Source organism: Collinsella aerofaciens, assembly GCF_040910245.1.
GTDB lineage: Bacteria > Actinomycetota > Coriobacteriia > Coriobacteriales > Coriobacteriaceae > Collinsella.
Window position 1 is genome coordinate 11,860 of the sequence record NZ_JBDGAY010000004.1, and the last position, 15,530, is coordinate 27,389.

General features: G+C 60.7%; 11 protein-coding genes. 7 read left to right on the forward strand and 4 right to left on the reverse strand.

The window, feature by feature from the left end:
- On the forward strand, nucleotides 1–843 hold an 843-nt coding region (locus tag AB5Z20_RS02370; protein WP_368156122.1), incomplete at its 5' end, for an InlB B-repeat-containing protein.
- A gap of 211 nt (nucleotides 844–1,054) precedes the next feature.
- On the opposite strand, the gene AB5Z20_RS02375 is transcribed toward AB5Z20_RS02370, so the two are convergent.
- From AB5Z20_RS02375 to AB5Z20_RS02385, 3 genes are all read right to left on the reverse strand, one after another.
- Nucleotides 1,055–2,044: an FHA domain-containing protein gene (locus AB5Z20_RS02375; RefSeq protein ID WP_368156123.1), complete on the reverse strand. Its 990-nt coding sequence runs from the start codon at nucleotides 2,042–2,044 to the stop codon at nucleotides 1,055–1,057.
- Nucleotides 2,045–2,079: 35 nt separating this feature from the next.
- Nucleotides 2,080–4,089 (reverse strand): DUF6273 domain-containing protein, encoded by a 2,010-nt coding sequence (locus AB5Z20_RS02380; protein ID WP_368156124.1) that lies wholly within the window; start codon nucleotides 4,087–4,089, stop codon nucleotides 2,080–2,082.
- A 143-nt stretch (nucleotides 4,090–4,232) separates the two neighbouring features.
- The gene (locus AB5Z20_RS02385; protein WP_368156125.1) at nucleotides 4,233–5,189 is read right to left on the reverse strand and encodes an FHA domain-containing protein; all 957 of its coding nucleotides are present in this window, start codon (nucleotides 5,187–5,189) and stop codon (nucleotides 4,233–4,235) included.
- A 322-nt stretch (nucleotides 5,190–5,511) separates the two neighbouring features.
- Here AB5Z20_RS02385 and mfd point away from each other — a divergent pair, with 322 nt between their 5' ends.
- The 4 genes from mfd (at nucleotide 5,512) to AB5Z20_RS02405 (ending at nucleotide 11,973) form a co-directional block, all read left to right on the forward strand.
- Nucleotides 5,512–9,144: a transcription-repair coupling factor gene (gene mfd / locus AB5Z20_RS02390; protein ID WP_368156126.1), complete on the forward strand. Its 3,633-nt coding sequence runs from the start codon at nucleotides 5,512–5,514 to the stop codon at nucleotides 9,142–9,144.
- 226 nt (nucleotides 9,145–9,370) lie between these two features.
- Nucleotides 9,371–10,234 (forward strand): phosphatase PAP2 family protein, encoded by an 864-nt coding sequence (locus AB5Z20_RS02395; protein WP_368156127.1) that lies wholly within the window; start codon nucleotides 9,371–9,373, stop codon nucleotides 10,232–10,234.
- Nucleotides 10,235–10,279: 45 nt separating this feature from the next.
- On the forward strand, nucleotides 10,280–11,305 hold the full coding sequence (locus AB5Z20_RS02400; protein WP_368156128.1) for a low specificity L-threonine aldolase: 1,026 nt from the start codon (nucleotides 10,280–10,282) through the stop codon (nucleotides 11,303–11,305).
- Between the two features lie 77 nt (nucleotides 11,306–11,382).
- On the forward strand, nucleotides 11,383–11,973 hold the full coding sequence (locus AB5Z20_RS02405) for an N-acetyltransferase family protein (protein ID WP_368156129.1): 591 nt from the start codon (nucleotides 11,383–11,385) through the stop codon (nucleotides 11,971–11,973).
- A gap of 21 nt (nucleotides 11,974–11,994) precedes the next feature.
- Here AB5Z20_RS02405 and AB5Z20_RS02410 read toward each other — a convergent pair whose 3' ends face one another.
- The gene (locus tag AB5Z20_RS02410; protein WP_368156130.1) at nucleotides 11,995–12,717 is read right to left on the reverse strand and encodes a GntR family transcriptional regulator; all 723 of its coding nucleotides are present in this window, start codon (nucleotides 12,715–12,717) and stop codon (nucleotides 11,995–11,997) included.
- 205 nt (nucleotides 12,718–12,922) lie between these two features.
- Here AB5Z20_RS02410 and AB5Z20_RS02415 point away from each other — a divergent pair, with 205 nt between their 5' ends.
- Nucleotides 12,923–13,915 carry an SIS domain-containing protein gene (locus AB5Z20_RS02415; protein ID WP_006235139.1) on the forward strand — a complete coding sequence of 331 codons (993 nt, stop codon included), beginning with the start codon at nucleotides 12,923–12,925 and terminating at the stop codon, nucleotides 13,913–13,915.
- Nucleotides 13,916–14,312: 397 nt separating this feature from the next.
- Nucleotides 14,313–15,395, forward strand: coding sequence for a DMT family transporter (locus AB5Z20_RS02420; protein WP_368156131.1), 1,083 nt, complete (start codon nucleotides 14,313–14,315; stop codon nucleotides 15,393–15,395).
- The last annotated feature ends 135 nt before the right edge of the window (nucleotides 15,396–15,530 follow it).

Here is a 15,530-nt window from a genome sequence, read left to right on the forward strand (position 1 = left end):
GTCGCCCGCCAGCCCCTGGCCCCGACCCGCGAGGGCTACACCTTCGCCGGCTGGACCTACGACTCCGAGGGCACCGATCCCGTCGACTTCAGCAAGCCGCTGGTCGGCGGCGGCGACCATGCTACCCTGTTCGCCCAGTGGACCGAGGACAAGGGAGCTGACGTTGACGAGAACAAGAACGTCAAGGATGTCCTCTACTTCGCCAACGGCGGTGTATTCTTCGACGGTAATGTGACGCTCCAGGGCGTTACTGATTCCGACGGCGTCGCCCGCCAGCCCCTGGCCCCGACCCGCGAGGGCTACACCTTCGCCGGCTGGACCTACGACTCCGAGGGCACCGAGCCGGTCGACTTCACCAAGCCCGTCCAGGGCGGCGGCGACCACGTGACGTTCTACGCCCAGTGGACCAAGAACGAGACGCCTGCTGTCCAGACCCACAAGGTCAATTTCTATGTTGATGGTTCCACCACTACGGTTGAGGTCGAGGACGGTAAGACTGTTGCTCAGCCCAGCGATCCTTCCGTCGACGGCTTCAACTTTGTCGGCTGGTCTTCTTCCAAGGAGTCCTTCAAGAAGTTTGACTTCTCTACTCCTATCACTGAGGACACCACTGTCTACGCTTTCTTTACCGCTAAGACCCCCAAGTCCGAGACGTTGAAGAAGGATGAGGGCAAGAAGCAGGTTGCTGCTGGTAAGAAGGACGAGGCTAAGGCCGAGAAGAAGGACGACGCCGCCCTTGCTTCTACCGGCGATCCGACCTTCGTTGTGACCTCTGCTGCCGCCCTTACCGGCGCCGTGGCTGTCGCTGTGGGCATGTACATGACCAAGCGTCGCGAGCACTAAACTCTACTAGTGTTTACCTCCGGGCTTTATTAGCCCAAACCTGATAGCCGCGTGGGGACCCGACCCCCACGCGGCTTTTATGTTTTAGTTATCTTGTTGAATTTTTCGGCTTCTGCATCCGTTTTTAGATGTCCACGCGATATAAAGGGGCGCCGCTGCGATGTGTGCAGCGGCGCCCCTTTGCGTTGATTCTTATTGTGTGAGCTCGGCCCTAGGCCAGCGCTCGTACGTTTGAGGAGATCTTCAGCACCAAATACTGGGTCGAGGAACCCAGCTTGAGCAAGTCGCCGTCGTGGATGGGAATCTGCTTATCCTCATCGCCAGCGGTGCGCAGCGAGCGTGGCTTTTCGATAACGGTGGTCGCGCCACTGCGTGTCACCAGCACCGTTCCGTTGGTGGAGTGCAGGCCGCTTGCGAGCCATGTGTCGTTGGAAAACGCTACACGCAGGTGCCGACGGGATACATCGGGTCCTACGTTGGTGATGGCGTTTTGGTCGTGTGCAAAAGAGCCAAGTACCGTTCCCTCGGGATCGAGGCTCAAAGGATAGATCGGCGGCAGGGCCGAGCCGTCTTTCGCAAGCCTGAGCAGTCCCAGTTTTGCAGGAGGCTCGTTGACCTTGCGGTTGGTGCACCGCGCCTGGACGACCTCGGCGGTCTCGAGCGTGCCAAAGGTCTGGGCCAGTTGCGTTATGGCAAAGTCTTTGACCTCGGAGGCGGCGGCATTGGGATCGGCCAAGCATCCGCAGACCGTTAGCGCTAGAAGCTCCAAAAGGCGCCGATCGCTTTGCTTGAGGCCTGGCATGACGGCGATGCGGTCAAAGATATTGCGCAGGATGGAACCATCGAGCCCCCAGTGTTCGAGCGACGTTGCCATGCGCTCGAGGGCACGCGTCGTAATGACTTGCTGGCGAGCGTTGGCGGCGGCTGGACTGCTGCCAACGCCGATTTTTACAACGGCAGCCAAGTTCTGGACGCTCTGCGAAAAATCGGTAAACATCTCGGGGTCGATCTTATCGGTACCCGGAACGACGTGCACCACGCGTCGTGATAGAAACGTCTTTTCGGTAATGCGAAACCTTGGGGCCGGTTTGGAGCCCATCGGCTTGTCCGAAATCAGGATGCGCGCTGCTTCTCGATTGTTAATCTGCAGGTCGCACTTAAGGAAATCAAAGAGCACCTCAGAAGGTGTTTCCGCACGCATGATGCGAGGCTCCTTTCTGGTATCCGGGGAGGGTGTTAGATGCAAAAGCCGGGTAGGACATAGGTCTTTTGGTCCGGAGCGTTTCCGGGCGTTGCCCAGCAAAACACGTCGCCGTCTTTTCCAACGCGGTTAAAGTACGTCGAGTCGGCAACCTCGCTGCAGTCGGCGCTGGGGGTGCGCTCCCAGTAGCAGATCTTTTTGCCAGCGACGGTGCGGATCATGGCATCGTTGGTGGTCAGGCCGCTCACACTCTGCTCGCGATAGAGCTGGTACTGATCGCCTTCTCCGCTGTAGAGGACAGAAAGGTACTCGCTGCCCTCTGCGAACGTTTCGGGCGCCTGATAGCCGCACAGCTCGCTCATGGACGGTAGCCAGAGCATGTCGTCGGTGGCGGTGATGCTGGAGGCGTCTTTAGTGCCGCCGGTGTTGTTGGTGAGCTTTCGCACCGAGCGAATCTGATTACGGAGATCGTCGGGTAGCGTGGCCATGCCCTTGTCCGCCAACCATTCACGAAGCGACGATTGCTCCCAACCGCCCGTCGCGGCGCGGTCGTTTACGGCGCGCATGGCGATGGGGGTACGGAACATAAAGGTGATGCCAGCGGGGAGGCCGTCATCGGTGAGCGTGTCTGCCTTAAAGCCAACGATCTGGATTTGTGCCTTGGTCCCGTCGGAAAGCCTGACGGTCTTGGTGTTCTCGTTTTCGAGCGACTGCTTGCTGTTTACCAGGTGGTAGGTTTCGGCAATCGCGAGCGCGTCCTTGTTGGAAGATGTCTCTTGGATTTTGCGGGAGATCAGGGCGAGTTCTTCCCAGGTGTAATCGTCGAGTGACGGCTTGATGCCGTGCGCCAGGTCGATAAGCCCCCAGCATCCCGTGGCAAGGGCGGAAGCTGCGATGCCGGCAACGCAGACGCCGCCGAGCGCGAGCGCAGTGCGACGCGAGATGACTGGGTGATGCGTCTGAGCCTTGTCGGAGCCGGAAGGCTTCGGTTGCTGGCTAAAGTCGATCGGGGTGGGCAACGGCGTGCGCGGCTCAAAATCGATGTCTTTAATCCAGGCATCGAGCTTGCCGACAATCGTAGACAGCGGCGCGCGCTGGGACTGCTTGTTATGGATACCGCTCATGATGACATCGACAAGCATTTGGTCGCCGGGTACGCGTGCCTCAAGCGGCTCGAGCTCGTGCTCGATCTTGTACAGGTAGGACGACTGGTCCATATGCTCGTTTAGGCGATATGGCGTGTGACCGGCATAGAGCGTGTAGAGTATGCTGCAGAGCTCGTATGTATCGATGCTGGGCGACGTACGCAGCGGCGCCAGCTCGGGGATGTCGTTGGAGAGCATCTCGGGTGGGGCGAACTCGGGGGTGCCGTTGCGCCAGATGCCGGTGGACATGGTAAACGAGGGGTCTGAGCGCTTGATGCTCGAGCTGCCCAGATCGACTAGGCAAAGGTCAAAACTGCAGTGTGCAATCTGCTGGGCAAGGGACCGGCGCGTCGTGCGAATAATGATGTTGCGCAAGGAGATATCACGGTGCGCAAACGGTGCATCGAGCTTTTGGGCACCCAGGAGAATCTCTCCCAGGCGTTTTCCAATCGCAGCGACGGTGTTTGCGGGAATGTGGCCGCCCTCGGCGGAGTCGGTTAGCTCTGCCGCAGCATCGCGAAGGGGCAGGCCTTCAATCCACTCCATAAGGATGGCCGGTACGGAGCCGGTATAGCCGTAGCCATAGGTTTTGGGAAAGCCGCCCAACAGTGAGACGGCTGCAAGATTGCGATACTCCTCGGTAAGCGTCTTGATGCCCGAGGGGCTGATGGCGGAGCCGTTTTCATCACAGCCGCTGAGGGGCCATAGCGTTTTGAGCGCAAAGGTCTCGCCCTCGGTGTTGGCGACCTTGCGAAGATGGTGGGAACCGCCGCCGACTGCCCCGCAATCCAACAGGGTGGTAAAGCGGCGAATAGTATCGGGGTCTTCGTTGGTCGCAAACATGCCGTTTGGTTCAAAGGGGGACAACGCGATGATATTCATATCCGTGTCGTACGTCACGGGGCGATCCTTTCGAGAAAAAAGTGCGTAACGATAATGTTAGTGAAAAGGTAGCGCAACCGTTGCCTTAATCGAAAGGTGCCGTTATTTGCATGGGTTGATGCAAATAACGGCACCTTTTGCGTCGAAGATGTGTGGGCGGGCTAGTCTGTGATGCGAATGACCAAGAAGCGCGTCGTGGCGCCCAAGCAAAGCGTGTCTCCGTTGTGAATCTCGACGGGGGTGTTGGCAAAGTTGGCGGGGCGCTCGCGTCTGGGCGGTTCGATAGCCTGTCGGCAGCGGTCGACGCCCGAGATCAAAAACGATCCGTTGGTGGAGCCGAGGCCCTGCGCAAGCCAGCGTCCGTCTTGGAGCCAAATACGCAGGTGCTGGCGCGAGACGTCGGAATCGACGTCGGTGATGGCGTTCTCGTCTCCCGTCAGCGACCCGATAATGCTGCCCACCGGGTCCGTGGTAAGGGGACGCAGCGGCGGTCGTGCCGAGTTGCCCACGACGCGCAGCAGCCCCAGACGAATGTCTCCCGTGGGGCGCGCGGTTGTCGAGAAAAACGAGGTGACGGTCGTCTCGACCGTGCCGAGTGTCGAGAGCATCTGGTCGGACACAAAGGACTCGGTGTATTCGATGGCGCGGGCGGGGTCGCCAAGGCAGCCGGTAACGATAAAAAAGACCAGATGGATGTAGAGGCGATCTTTGATGTCGCTATCGTCAGCGGTCTCGATGCGCTCAACGCCGTTTCTAAAGAGCATGCCGTCGACGCCGCAATTGGTAAGGGCATCCTGCATGTCTGGGACGCACGACTCCATATAGCGTTTAGCGACCTTGCTCAGCGATTGGGGGTCGGAGCCTCGGTTTTGCATGATGAGGTTGAGTATCTGGCGCGCACTTTGTTCAAAGGGCACAAACAGCGGCTCAGGAAGGTCACCGGGTTTGGCGTGAACGATTTCGCGTGAGATAAACGACGGGACCGTCAAGCGTTCGGAGATGGGGCGTCCACCGTAACGGGCGTTGCCGGCCATGAGAATTTGCGCGGCGCTACCGTTGTTGATGCGACCGAGTGACTTAAGCCCGGCGTACAGTGCATAAGATGGGGTGTCGGCCATTTGTTTTACCCCCCCCCTCCTCAAAAAGTGACATTAAATACGTAAGCATGGTCAATTATAGGCGCTTTGCAGCTCGAAATGCTCGCCAGGGGGCGCGGGCGGTGTAAATCGCTGCCGGAAGACAGCAAATCAAAAAGCGGAGAGCGGATTAATAAGCTGGGAAAACGCGTTAGCAAGACCGTTGTGGGCAACATTTGGCATGATGTCGCTTAGGCTTTTGGTCACGGGGCCGTGCGGTACCATAAACGTCAATGATCTTTGACGTACGACCCGCCGAGCTTGCCCCGGCGGGCTTTTGGCGTTGCGATGCCGGAGGAACAGCATGCTCATTCACCGTATAGCCGCGCAGCTCTACACTGCCGAGGCCTTGCAGACTGTCGAGGCCGGACTCGATGCCGGCGAGGACGTGACGCTGGCCGTGTCGCAGTCGGGTCGCACGCTTATGGCCGCCGCCCAGTTTGCGCGCCGTCCGCGCCCCACGGTCTACATTGTGAGCGGCGAGGACGCGGCCGATCGCGCCGCGCGCAGCCTTGCCGCCTACGTGGGCCTGGCGCACGTGTGCCGTTTTCCCGAGCGCAAGGACTATCCGTGGCGCGAGCAGGCGCCCGACGATGCCGTGGTTGCCCAGCGCTGCGAGGCCCTGGGACGCATCGTGCGCGGGGACAACTGCATCATGGTCGCCTCGGCCCGCGCGTTGCTGCGTTGCGTGCCGCCAGTCGAGAGCCGCTACTGGGAGTCCACGACCTTCGCGGTGGGCGAGGAGATTCCTTTTGACGAGGTGCCGCAGCGCCTGGTGGGCATGGGTTACACCAATGCCGGCGCCGCCGACGCGCCTGGCCTGTTCCGCGTGCACGGCGACACCGTCGAGGTGTTCCCCGCGCAGGAAAAAGCCCCCGTGCGCATCGAGTTCTTCGGCGACGAGATCGATCGCATCCGCCGCATGGTGAGCTCAACGGGGCAGACCATCGGCAACGAGGACAGCATCGAGATCTTCCCCTGCCGTGAGCTGGCGCTTACCGACGAAGCCGTCCACAACATGCATGTGGCGCTCTATCGCGCCAGCCAGGACGACAGCAAACTGGCGGCGCTGCTCGAGATGGTGGATGCACGCATCGTCACGCCCGAGCTCGACCGCTTTTTGCCGGTGATGTACGGCCAGACCGTAAGCCCGCTGGCACACGTGAGTGGCAAGGCACTCGTGGTTTTGTCTGAGCCGCGCTCGCTGTTCGACGATTGCCTGCGCGCCTACGAGGATATCGAGGCGCGTGCCGGCGAGGCGGGGATTGACCGCCTGGATGGTCTGTATGTACGTGCCCAGCAGCTCGATTTTGGTGCTCAGCAGCGCCTGAACTATGTGAGCCTGATTCGTGCCGGCGGTGCGGTGACGGCCGAGCTCAAGATTGAGCAGCCTGCTATCGCGGGCTCGGACAACCGTTTTATGACGCGCATCCAGGAGGTCGTGGGCAAGCGCTATGCCTGCGTGTTTGCCATTCCCGACCGCGGTGCGCGCGAGTCGATGGAGCTCACCTTTGGCGACGAGGGCATTACCTTTGAGGAATCGCTGACCGCGGCGCCCGAAAACGCCGGCGTCATTGGCGAGCGCGTACGTGTGGCGGCGGCGGATTCTGCCGACCGTGCCGCCCGCCAGGAGGCCCATGCTTCCATTCGCGAGCGCAAGGCAGATGCGCTCAACGCCCGCTCGCTCGAGGCGGGTGCCGCCCAGGCTGCTGCCGGTGCCGCCGTGCCCACCATCTCGCGCGGACGCGTGACCTTTGTGGATGCCGCCCTGCCGCAGGGCGTGGTGGTGCCCGATGCCAACCTGGCCGTGTTCTCGATCGCCGACCTCAACGCCCGCATGGACGCCAACCGTGCGCGCAGCCGTCGCAAGGTGGACATTACGCAGATCACGTTCCCGTTTAAGCCGGGCGACTACGTGGTGCATGCCACCCATGGCATCGCGCTCTTTAGCGAGATCGCGCGCCAGGAAGTGGGCGGCAAGGAACGCGACTACTTTTTGCTGGAATATGCCGACGGCGACAAGCTCTACGTGCCGTTGGAGCAGGTCGACCGCATCACACGCTATGTTGGTCCCGACGGCGACAAGCCACGCCTGACCAGGCTCAACACCGCAGACTGGACGCGCGCCACCAATAAGGCGCGCAAGAACGCCAAAAAGCTGGCGTTTGACTTGGTCGACCTGTATACACGCCGCTCGTCGATCACGGGCATTGCCTGTCCGCCCGACACGCCCGAGCAGATCGAGATGGAGGAGAGCTTCCCCTACGACGAGACGCGCGATCAGCTGGAGGCCATCGCCGACATCAAGGCCGACATGGAGGCGCCCAAGCCCATGGACCGCCTGCTGTGCGGCGACGTGGGCTTTGGCAAGACCGAGGTCGCTCTGCGCGCGGCGTTTAAGTGCGTTGACTCCGGCCGCCAGGTCATGGTGCTCTGCCCCACGACCATTCTGGCCCAGCAGCACTACGAGACGTTCTTTGAGCGCTTTGCTCCGTTTGGCCTTGAGGTCGAGGTGCTCAGCCGCTTCCGCACGCCGGCGCAGCAAAAGCGCGCACTCAAGGCGTTCGCCGAGGGCACGATTGACGTGCTTATCGGCACGCACCGCCTGCTTTCGGCCGATGTGAACCCCAAAAACCTGGGCCTGGTGATCATTGACGAGGAACAACGCTTTGGCGTGCAGCACAAGGAGCAGCTCAAGAACCTGCGCGAGCAGATTGACGTGCTCACGCTTTCGGCAACGCCGATTCCGCGAACCATGCAGATGGCCACGAGCGGCGTGCGCGACATGAGCCTGATCACGACGCCGCCGACCGGGCGTCGTCCCGTGATCGTGCACGTGGGGGAGTACGACCCCGACGTGGTGAGTGCGGCGATTCGCCTGGAGGTGGGCCGCGGCGGTCAGGTGTACTACGTGTCCAACCGCGTCAAGACCATCGATGACGCCGTGGCGCGCGTGCACGAGGCCGCGCCCGAGGCGCGCGTGGGCGTGGCGCACGGCAAGATGAGCCCGCGCGAGGTCGAGGACGTGATGATCGAGTTCGCGACCAAGAAGATTGACGTGCTCATCGCCACGACCATCGTGGAGAGCGGCATCGACAACGCAACGGCCAACACGCTGATCATCGAGGACTCGCAGCGTCTGGGTCTGGCACAGCTCTACCAGCTCAAGGGCCGCGTGGGCCGCTCGGCCACGCAGGCATACGCGTACTTTATGTTCCCGGGTGAGCTGCCGCTCACCGAGGAGGCTACGGCGCGCCTGACCGCGCTTTCCGAGTTCCAGGACCTGGGCAGCGGCATGCGCATCGCCATGCGCGATCTGGAGATCCGCGGTGCCGGTTCGCTCATGGGTGCCGAGCAGCACGGCAACCTGTCGAGCGTGGGCTTTGACCTGTTTACGCAGATGCTGGGACAGGCCGTGGCCGAGGCGCGCGGCGATGACGATGCTGGCGTGGAGGCGGCGAGCGTGGGCATCAACCTGCCGGCAGACTACTTCTTGTCCGAGGAGTACATGCCGGCGGTGGACCAGCGCGTGCTCGTGTACCGCAAGCTCGCGGCGGCCGAGGACCTTGAGAGCATCGACGAGGTGCAGGAGGAGACCGAGGCCGCGCATGGCGAGCTGCCGTTGGCGGGACTCAACCTGTTCAACCGCGCGCGTATCCGCATCCGCGGCGAGCGCTTGGGGCTCGAGAGTGTCACGCTCAGCGGCGGACGCATCACGTTTTTGGGCGTCGAGGTGCCCAAGAAAGTGGCCTTTGAACTTAAGACCCGCTATGGCGCGGTGAACTTCCCCAAGAGCCGCAAGCTGTCGGTGCCCTACAAGGCGGGCGCCGGCGCGGGCAGCGGCCTGGGCCGCGGCCTCGACGCCAACGACGGCACCGGCCCGGTGGCGGCGGCGCTCATGCTGCTGCAGCAGTTGGGTGCGAGCGACGACGACTAACGGGTCGACGCTGCAAACGCCCCATTTGGGCAATCTGACCCTCACTCGTCGGTCGCGTACGCAAGGGTCGCGTACGCAAGTACGCTTCCCTCCTCCTTCGGGCCACCTTGCCACAAATGGAACGTTTTCGCTTACTTATGCTCAACCTGTAAGGGTATTTATGGGACAAAGCTATCTTTGCCCCACCATGTTGCGGGTCGACCCTTCGCCCGACCGAAAGGAAAGCATGTTCGGATACATCTATAAGAAAGACGCCGCTGCTATCGCGGTCATCCTTGCCCTTTGCCTGGGCGTGGGCAGTTTCTTTGATTATCAGATCTCGAGCGCGCTGTTCAATATCGGCAGTATGTACGGTCGCCTTATCGAGGCCGCCGGCGAGCTGCCGTTCGAGCTGACGGCAAGCGTCGCGGGCGTTATGCTCGTACGCGCGGTGCGTCCCGACTCCAGGGGGAGCAAATGGTTCGCCGTGCTCGGCATCCTCGTCAACGTTGGCCTGGCCGGCTACGAGATCGTTTCGTCCCTGCGGGTTGGCGGTAAACTCACTGCCGTTCAGCTGGTGCTGACGTTTGTGCTGGTGATCGCCGCCAACCTTATCGTCTATCGCCTCACGCGCGCGACCGAGCCTGACGAGCTCACGCGCTGGGCGTTGATGGTGCTTGCCGTGTGGGTCGCTCAGGCCATCATCCTCAACGTGATTGTCAAGCCGCTGTGGTCGCGCCCACGCATGCGCGTGATCGAGGTCACGCCGGGGCTCAATTTTCAGCCGTGGTGGGTAATCGGCAACTCCGACAAGTGGAGCTATATTGCGGCCGGCGTAATCAAGGACGGCTTTAAGTCGTTTGCGAGCGGACACACGGCGCACGCGGCAATCGGCCTCATGCTCGCTGGGCTTCCCGCGGCGGCCTTTAAGGAAAAGCCGTCGCGCCGTCGTGTGGTCTTTTGGACGGCGGCTGTGGTCGCGGCGCTCGTCGCGTTTGGCCGCATCGTGATCGGAGCGCACTTTTTGAGTGACGTGAGCTGCGGTTTTGCTCTGGTACTGGCACTTGAGTGCCTTGCCGCGCGCATTGCCTATCCCGGCGGCGTACAATAGCTCCGTTTGAATCATCTGGCCGATACCCGGTAAGAGAGGATTGCCATGCTCGCGTTCAACAACGACTATTCCCACGGCGCACACCCAGCGGTGCTGCAGGCGCTCGTCGACACCAATATGGAGCCGCAGCCCGGCTACGGTACCGATGCACATACCGAGCGTGCCAAGCAACTTATTCGCGAGGCCTGCCAGGCGCCTGACGCCGACGTGTTTTTCCTGGTGGGCGGCACGCAGGCTAACGCGACGGTGATCGACATGCTGCTTGCGCCGTACGAGGGCGTCGTTGCTGCCGAGACTGGCCACGTCGCCTGCCACGAGGCGGGCGCCATCGAGTTTGGCGGCCACAAGGTGCTCACCATCCCCGGCTACGAGGGCAAGATGCACGCCGAGGACCTCGAGAACTATATCCAGGTGTTCTATGAAAACGAGAGCTACGAGCACACGGTGTTCCCGGGCGCCGTGTACGTGAGTCTGTCGACCGAGTACGGCACGCTGTACTCCAAGGCCGAGCTCGCGGCGATTCACGCGGTGTGCCAGAAGCGCGAGATTCCGCTGTTTGTGGACGGTGCTCGCCTGGCCTATGCGCTGGCGGCCGATGAGTGCGACATTACCCTGCCCGAGCTGGCGCAGCTGTGTGACGTGTTCTACATCGGCGGCACCAAGTGCGGTGCGCTCTGCGGCGAGGCTGTGGTGTTCTGCGGCATGCACGCCCCGGCGCATCCCATTCCGCGTATTAAGCAGCACGGCGCGCTGTTGGCCAAGGGCCGCCTGACGGGCGTGCAGTTTGAGGCGCTCTTTACTGACGGCCTGTATTTTGAGATTGGCCGTCAGGCGATCGAAACCGCTCAGGCGCTTCGTCGCGTGCTGCACGAGCACGGCTACCGGTTCTTCTTGGAGACGCCCACAAACCAGCAGTTCGTGATTCTGCCCAACGAGGACATGGCGCGCATTCGCGAGCATGCCTCGATCGAGTACTGGGAAAAGTACGACGAGACCCACACGGTGGTGCGCTTTTGCACCAGCTGGGCCACGACGCAGGAGGATATCGACGCGCTGGCGGCTGTCCTGTAAGTTGACATGATGACGGGGGCCGCCTTGCGCTTGGGTTTGGCGCAAGGCGGCCTTTGTTTTTGAGGGAGAAGGGTTGTATGACCGAGATGTCCGAGCCGACGATTCGTCTGGCGACGCCCGATGATGCGCCGGCGTTGCTTGCCATCTATGAGCCGTATGTGCGCCAGACGGCGATTACCTGCGAATACGAGGTGCCGAGCGTTGAGGAGTTCGCCGGGCGCATCGAGCGTACACTCAAGCGCTATCCGTATCTGGTGATGGAGCTGGACGGGCGTCCGGTAGGCTATGCCTATGTGAGTTCGCTCAACAGCCGCGAGGCATACGACTGGTCGGTCGAGACGTCGATCTACCTGGCGCGCGACGTGCGCCACGGCGGGCTGGGCCGCAAGCTGCACGATGCGCTCAAGCAATGCCTGATCGCGATGGGCATCACCAACATGTGCGCGCTCATTGCCGTGCCGCACGATAAGGACGATGAGTACCTGACGCACAACAGCCAGGATTTCCATGCCCATATGGGATATCGCTTGGTGGGCGCCTTCGATCGCTGTGCCCAAAAGTTCGGTCGCTGGTACGACATGTGTTGGATGGAGTTGGTCCTAGCCGAGCGCGTTCCCAACCAACCCAAACCAATCTGGTTCCCCGACCTCCCCAAACCTACCATTTAGGGACAGGTTAATTTTGGCAGGTTAGCCGATGGGCTCGGTGTATTTGGCGCGGTCGGTGCGTTGGATGCGCTTGGAGACATGGAGCGGTCGGCCGTCGGTGTCGTAGACGTAGTCGGTGATCAGGATCAGCGCCTGCCCGCGCTCAACGTTGAGCAAAAACGCCTCGTTTTGCGAGGCATAGCACACCTCAAAGGTTTTATGTCCCTGTGCCGGCGCGCGATGGAATTCCTGGCGCAGCGTGGCGTAGAGCGAACCGTTGATATCGCGATCGATGAGTGCTTCAAAGCTCGGTGGTAGATAGGTGGTCTCCAGGCACAGCGGCGCATCGTCCAGATAACGCAGGCGGACAAGTTTGACGAGCTTGCTGCCCACGGCGGCGTCAAAGAACTTGGCTATGCTGCCGGCCGCCTTGGCAAAGCCCGAGTCCACGGTGTGCGTGGTGGGCTTCATGCCCTGACCCTGGACCTGCGCCGTATAGCTCGAAAACACCAGGTTGTTCTCGTGGAGCGCGGGCGTGTCGGCCACAAAGGCGCCACGCCCGCGCTCGGTGCGCACCAGGCCCTCATCAACGAGCACCTTAAGGGCGTGGCGCACGGTGCTGCGCGACAGCCCCGATTCGTCCATGAGTTCCATCTCGGACGGCAGCTTGTCTTCGCGCGCGTAGACGCCGGCGGCGATGCGGTCACGCAGCATGCCCGCCAAGCGCTCGTATTGGGCCAGTTTCTTTTTAGACGAAGCTTTCATGCGATCAACCTGTATCTAACTTGTATGCGAGTCTAATCAAGCATGTATTCAATAAAACAACAAAATCGCTGGTAGCGAGCTACCGAAAACATTACTAGTAAATTTTATAGGACAAATATAGCATACAACTAGTCGACATAACCAAAACATATATGTAACTTGTATGCCATCGAGAGCATCAAACGAGAAGAAAGGCTGATGCACGATGACTACTCAGGAACAGGTTAAGGATGTCGTCTCCCAGGTTTTGGCTGACAAGGCAGACAAGGGCGGCATCAAGCGCGTCGTGTGGATTGGCGCCGGCGGATCCAACGGCGGCAACTATCCTGCCCAGTACTTTATGGAGCACGAGGCCACGCAGGTCGTGAGCTCCAGCTACACCAGCAACGAGTTCGTGCACGCAACCCCTGCCTACGTTAACGAGAACACCCTGGCCGTCGTCGTGTCCATGCGCGGTACCAAGGAGACCATCGTCGCCGCCCAGGTCGCCAAGGACCACGGCGCCAGCACCATCGCAATCTATGTCGACGAGTCCGGCCTCACCGAGGTCTGTGACTACAAGATCCAGTATGACAGCCTGGCCGTCGACGAGTCCTGCATGGGCCGTACCAACTCCGCCGTCGTGACTATGATCGCCATGGAGCTTACGCAGCAGACCGAGGGCTATGCCGAGTACGAGACCGCTATGGCCGCGTTCGACTTGGTCGACCCCATCTATCGCAAGGCCGTCGAGTACACTCGTCCGCTCGCTGCCAAGTGGGCCGAGCAGAACGCCGACAAGCCCTGCATCAACGTGATGGCTCAGGGTCCGCTCTTTGGTGCCGCCTACGTCTTTAGCATCTGCAACGTGCAGGAGATGCTGCAGATCGACTCCTGCACCATCAACACCTGCGACTTCTTCCACGGCCCCTTCGAGATCCTGGACAAGCGCACCTCGCTGTTCCAGCTCATCAGCGTCGGCCGCAGCCGCTGCAACGACGAGCGCGGCATCCGCTTCGTCAACCAGTACGGTGGCGAGCGCGTCTATCAGCTCGACGCCAAGGAGCTTGGCCTCAACGACATCAAGGACAGCGTGAGCGAGTACTTCAACCACCTGATCTTCGCCCCGATTCTCAACAACGTCTACATGCGCGCGCTCTCCGCCGTCACCCACAAGGACTACATGACGCGCCGCTACATGTGGAAGCTGGATTATTAGTTACGGCGTTTTACCAAACGCCGTAACGGCTCGACGCTGCAAACCCACCTGAGCGGCAATCTGCCTTTCAGCTTCAGCGGCATGACCAGAAGGTCAATGCCGCTTCGCTTCAAGGCACCTTGCTCGCTCAGGTGGGTTTTCGCTGGCGTTGCCAAAGCATCGGCGTCGCCTTGGCCCAGATGCGGCACTTGGAGACGTTCGGCACTTGGGGACAGTCCTAGTCATTGGGGACAGGTTACTTTACACCAAGTTGGCGCATATGAACCTGACCCCTTTGCACCAATGGGTTGTAGCGGTAGAGCAGATTTTTCCGCTCGCCGATTTGTGTCTTGAAAAATGTATATAACGACTATAACGTAGTATGAAACATATTGGAAACAATACCGAGGAGGCTGCGTTGAAGAAAAGCAATCTGGGCTATGTGCTGGTGCTGATCGCCGCGCTTATGTGGGGCAGCATCGGAATCTTTGTAAACGGCATTGCGGCCATGGGCGTTTCGTCTCAGAGCATGGCGGCCTTTCGCTTGTTGGTCGGAGCGCTTATCTTGGCGCCGGTCCTGATGTTTATGGGCTGCCGTCCGGGTGAGGGGTCTACCGTGGCTCAGGGTCCCCTGACGCTATTCAAGGCAAGCCCCAAAGAGCTCGTCCCCTGCGCGCTGGTCGGTATCGTCGGTTTAGCCGCCGCCAACACCTGCTATTACGAGTGCATGCGCGAGGTGGGTATGTCTACGGCCTCGGTGCTGCTCTACACCTCGCCGGTGTTTGGCGTCATGCTCGGCCGCGTGCTTTATCGCGAGGACGTGACCCCCAACAAGCTCGTTGCCATTGTCTTTAACATCGTTGGCTGCGTGCTTGCGGTGACCAATGGCGACCTTTCCGGTTTTCATTTTTCGGTTTGGGGCGTCACGTCGGGCGTGATTGCAGGCCTTTGTGGTGCGTCGCTCGCGGTGTTTAGCCGGATAGCAACCAAGACGGTCCACCCGCTGGCTGTCACGTTTTGGGGCTTTGTCTTTGGCGGTGCGGTTATGGCGGCCATCGCGGCTCCGTGGCCGGATGTCGCCGCGGCAATGTCGCCACAGCTGCTGCTGCTGTTCCTTGGCTTTGGACTCATCCCCACAGCCGTGGCTTACATCTTATATATGCAGGGTCTGTCCATGGGGCTCGAGACATCGAGAGTTCCCGTCGTAATGTCTTTCGAGACGGTCGTCACCGTACTGGTGGGCATTGGTGTCTATGCCGAGCCCGCCGGCGTGATCAAAGTCCTGGGCATCGTGCTGGTGCTCGCGTCCATCCTGATTATGAACACCGACTTCTCCAAGCTGCGCAACAGTGTGTTTGTCGGTCATGTTGTTGAGAGCATGACCTTTAAGCCCAACGCGTGGTGGACCGAAAAATCGCAGGACATGGATCTGTTTAAGGAGCGCACCGGCATCGCGCTGGAGCCTACCGTGCAGGAAAGCCCCTGGTACTTCGTGCGATAGAGGATTGAGCGCAGGGTCTGACCTGGGGTTATCCAGCCCGCGCCGGACTACCCGGCCCCAACGTTTCAAGTACGTTAAACCCGTCAACGGTCGATTTTCACCCGCGAACGGTCTTTATACTAATTAGCAATATAA

Bases quoted from the DNA above. Each gene is read 5' to 3' on its own strand.
- AB5Z20_RS02395 (WP_368156127.1), top strand. From the start codon at position 9,371: ATGTTCGGATACATCTATAAGAAAGACGCCGCTGCTATCGCGGTCATC.
- AB5Z20_RS02375 (WP_368156123.1), bottom strand. From the start codon at position 2,044: ATGCGTGCGGAAACACCTTCTGAGGTGCTCTTTGATTTCCTTAAGTGC.
- AB5Z20_RS02385 (WP_368156125.1), bottom strand. From the start codon at position 5,189: ATGGCCGACACCCCATCTTATGCACTGTACGCCGGGCTTAAGTCACTC.
- AB5Z20_RS02400 (WP_368156128.1), top strand. From the start codon at position 10,280: ATGCTCGCGTTCAACAACGACTATTCCCACGGCGCACACCCAGCGGTG.
- AB5Z20_RS02415 (WP_006235139.1), top strand. From the start codon at position 12,923: ATGACTACTCAGGAACAGGTTAAGGATGTCGTCTCCCAGGTTTTGGCT.
- AB5Z20_RS02410 (WP_368156130.1), bottom strand. From the start codon at position 12,717: ATGAAAGCTTCGTCTAAAAAGAAACTGGCCCAATACGAGCGCTTGGCG.
- mfd (WP_368156126.1), top strand. From the start codon at position 5,512: ATGCTCATTCACCGTATAGCCGCGCAGCTCTACACTGCCGAGGCCTTG.
- AB5Z20_RS02405 (WP_368156129.1), top strand. From the start codon at position 11,383: ATGACCGAGATGTCCGAGCCGACGATTCGTCTGGCGACGCCCGATGAT.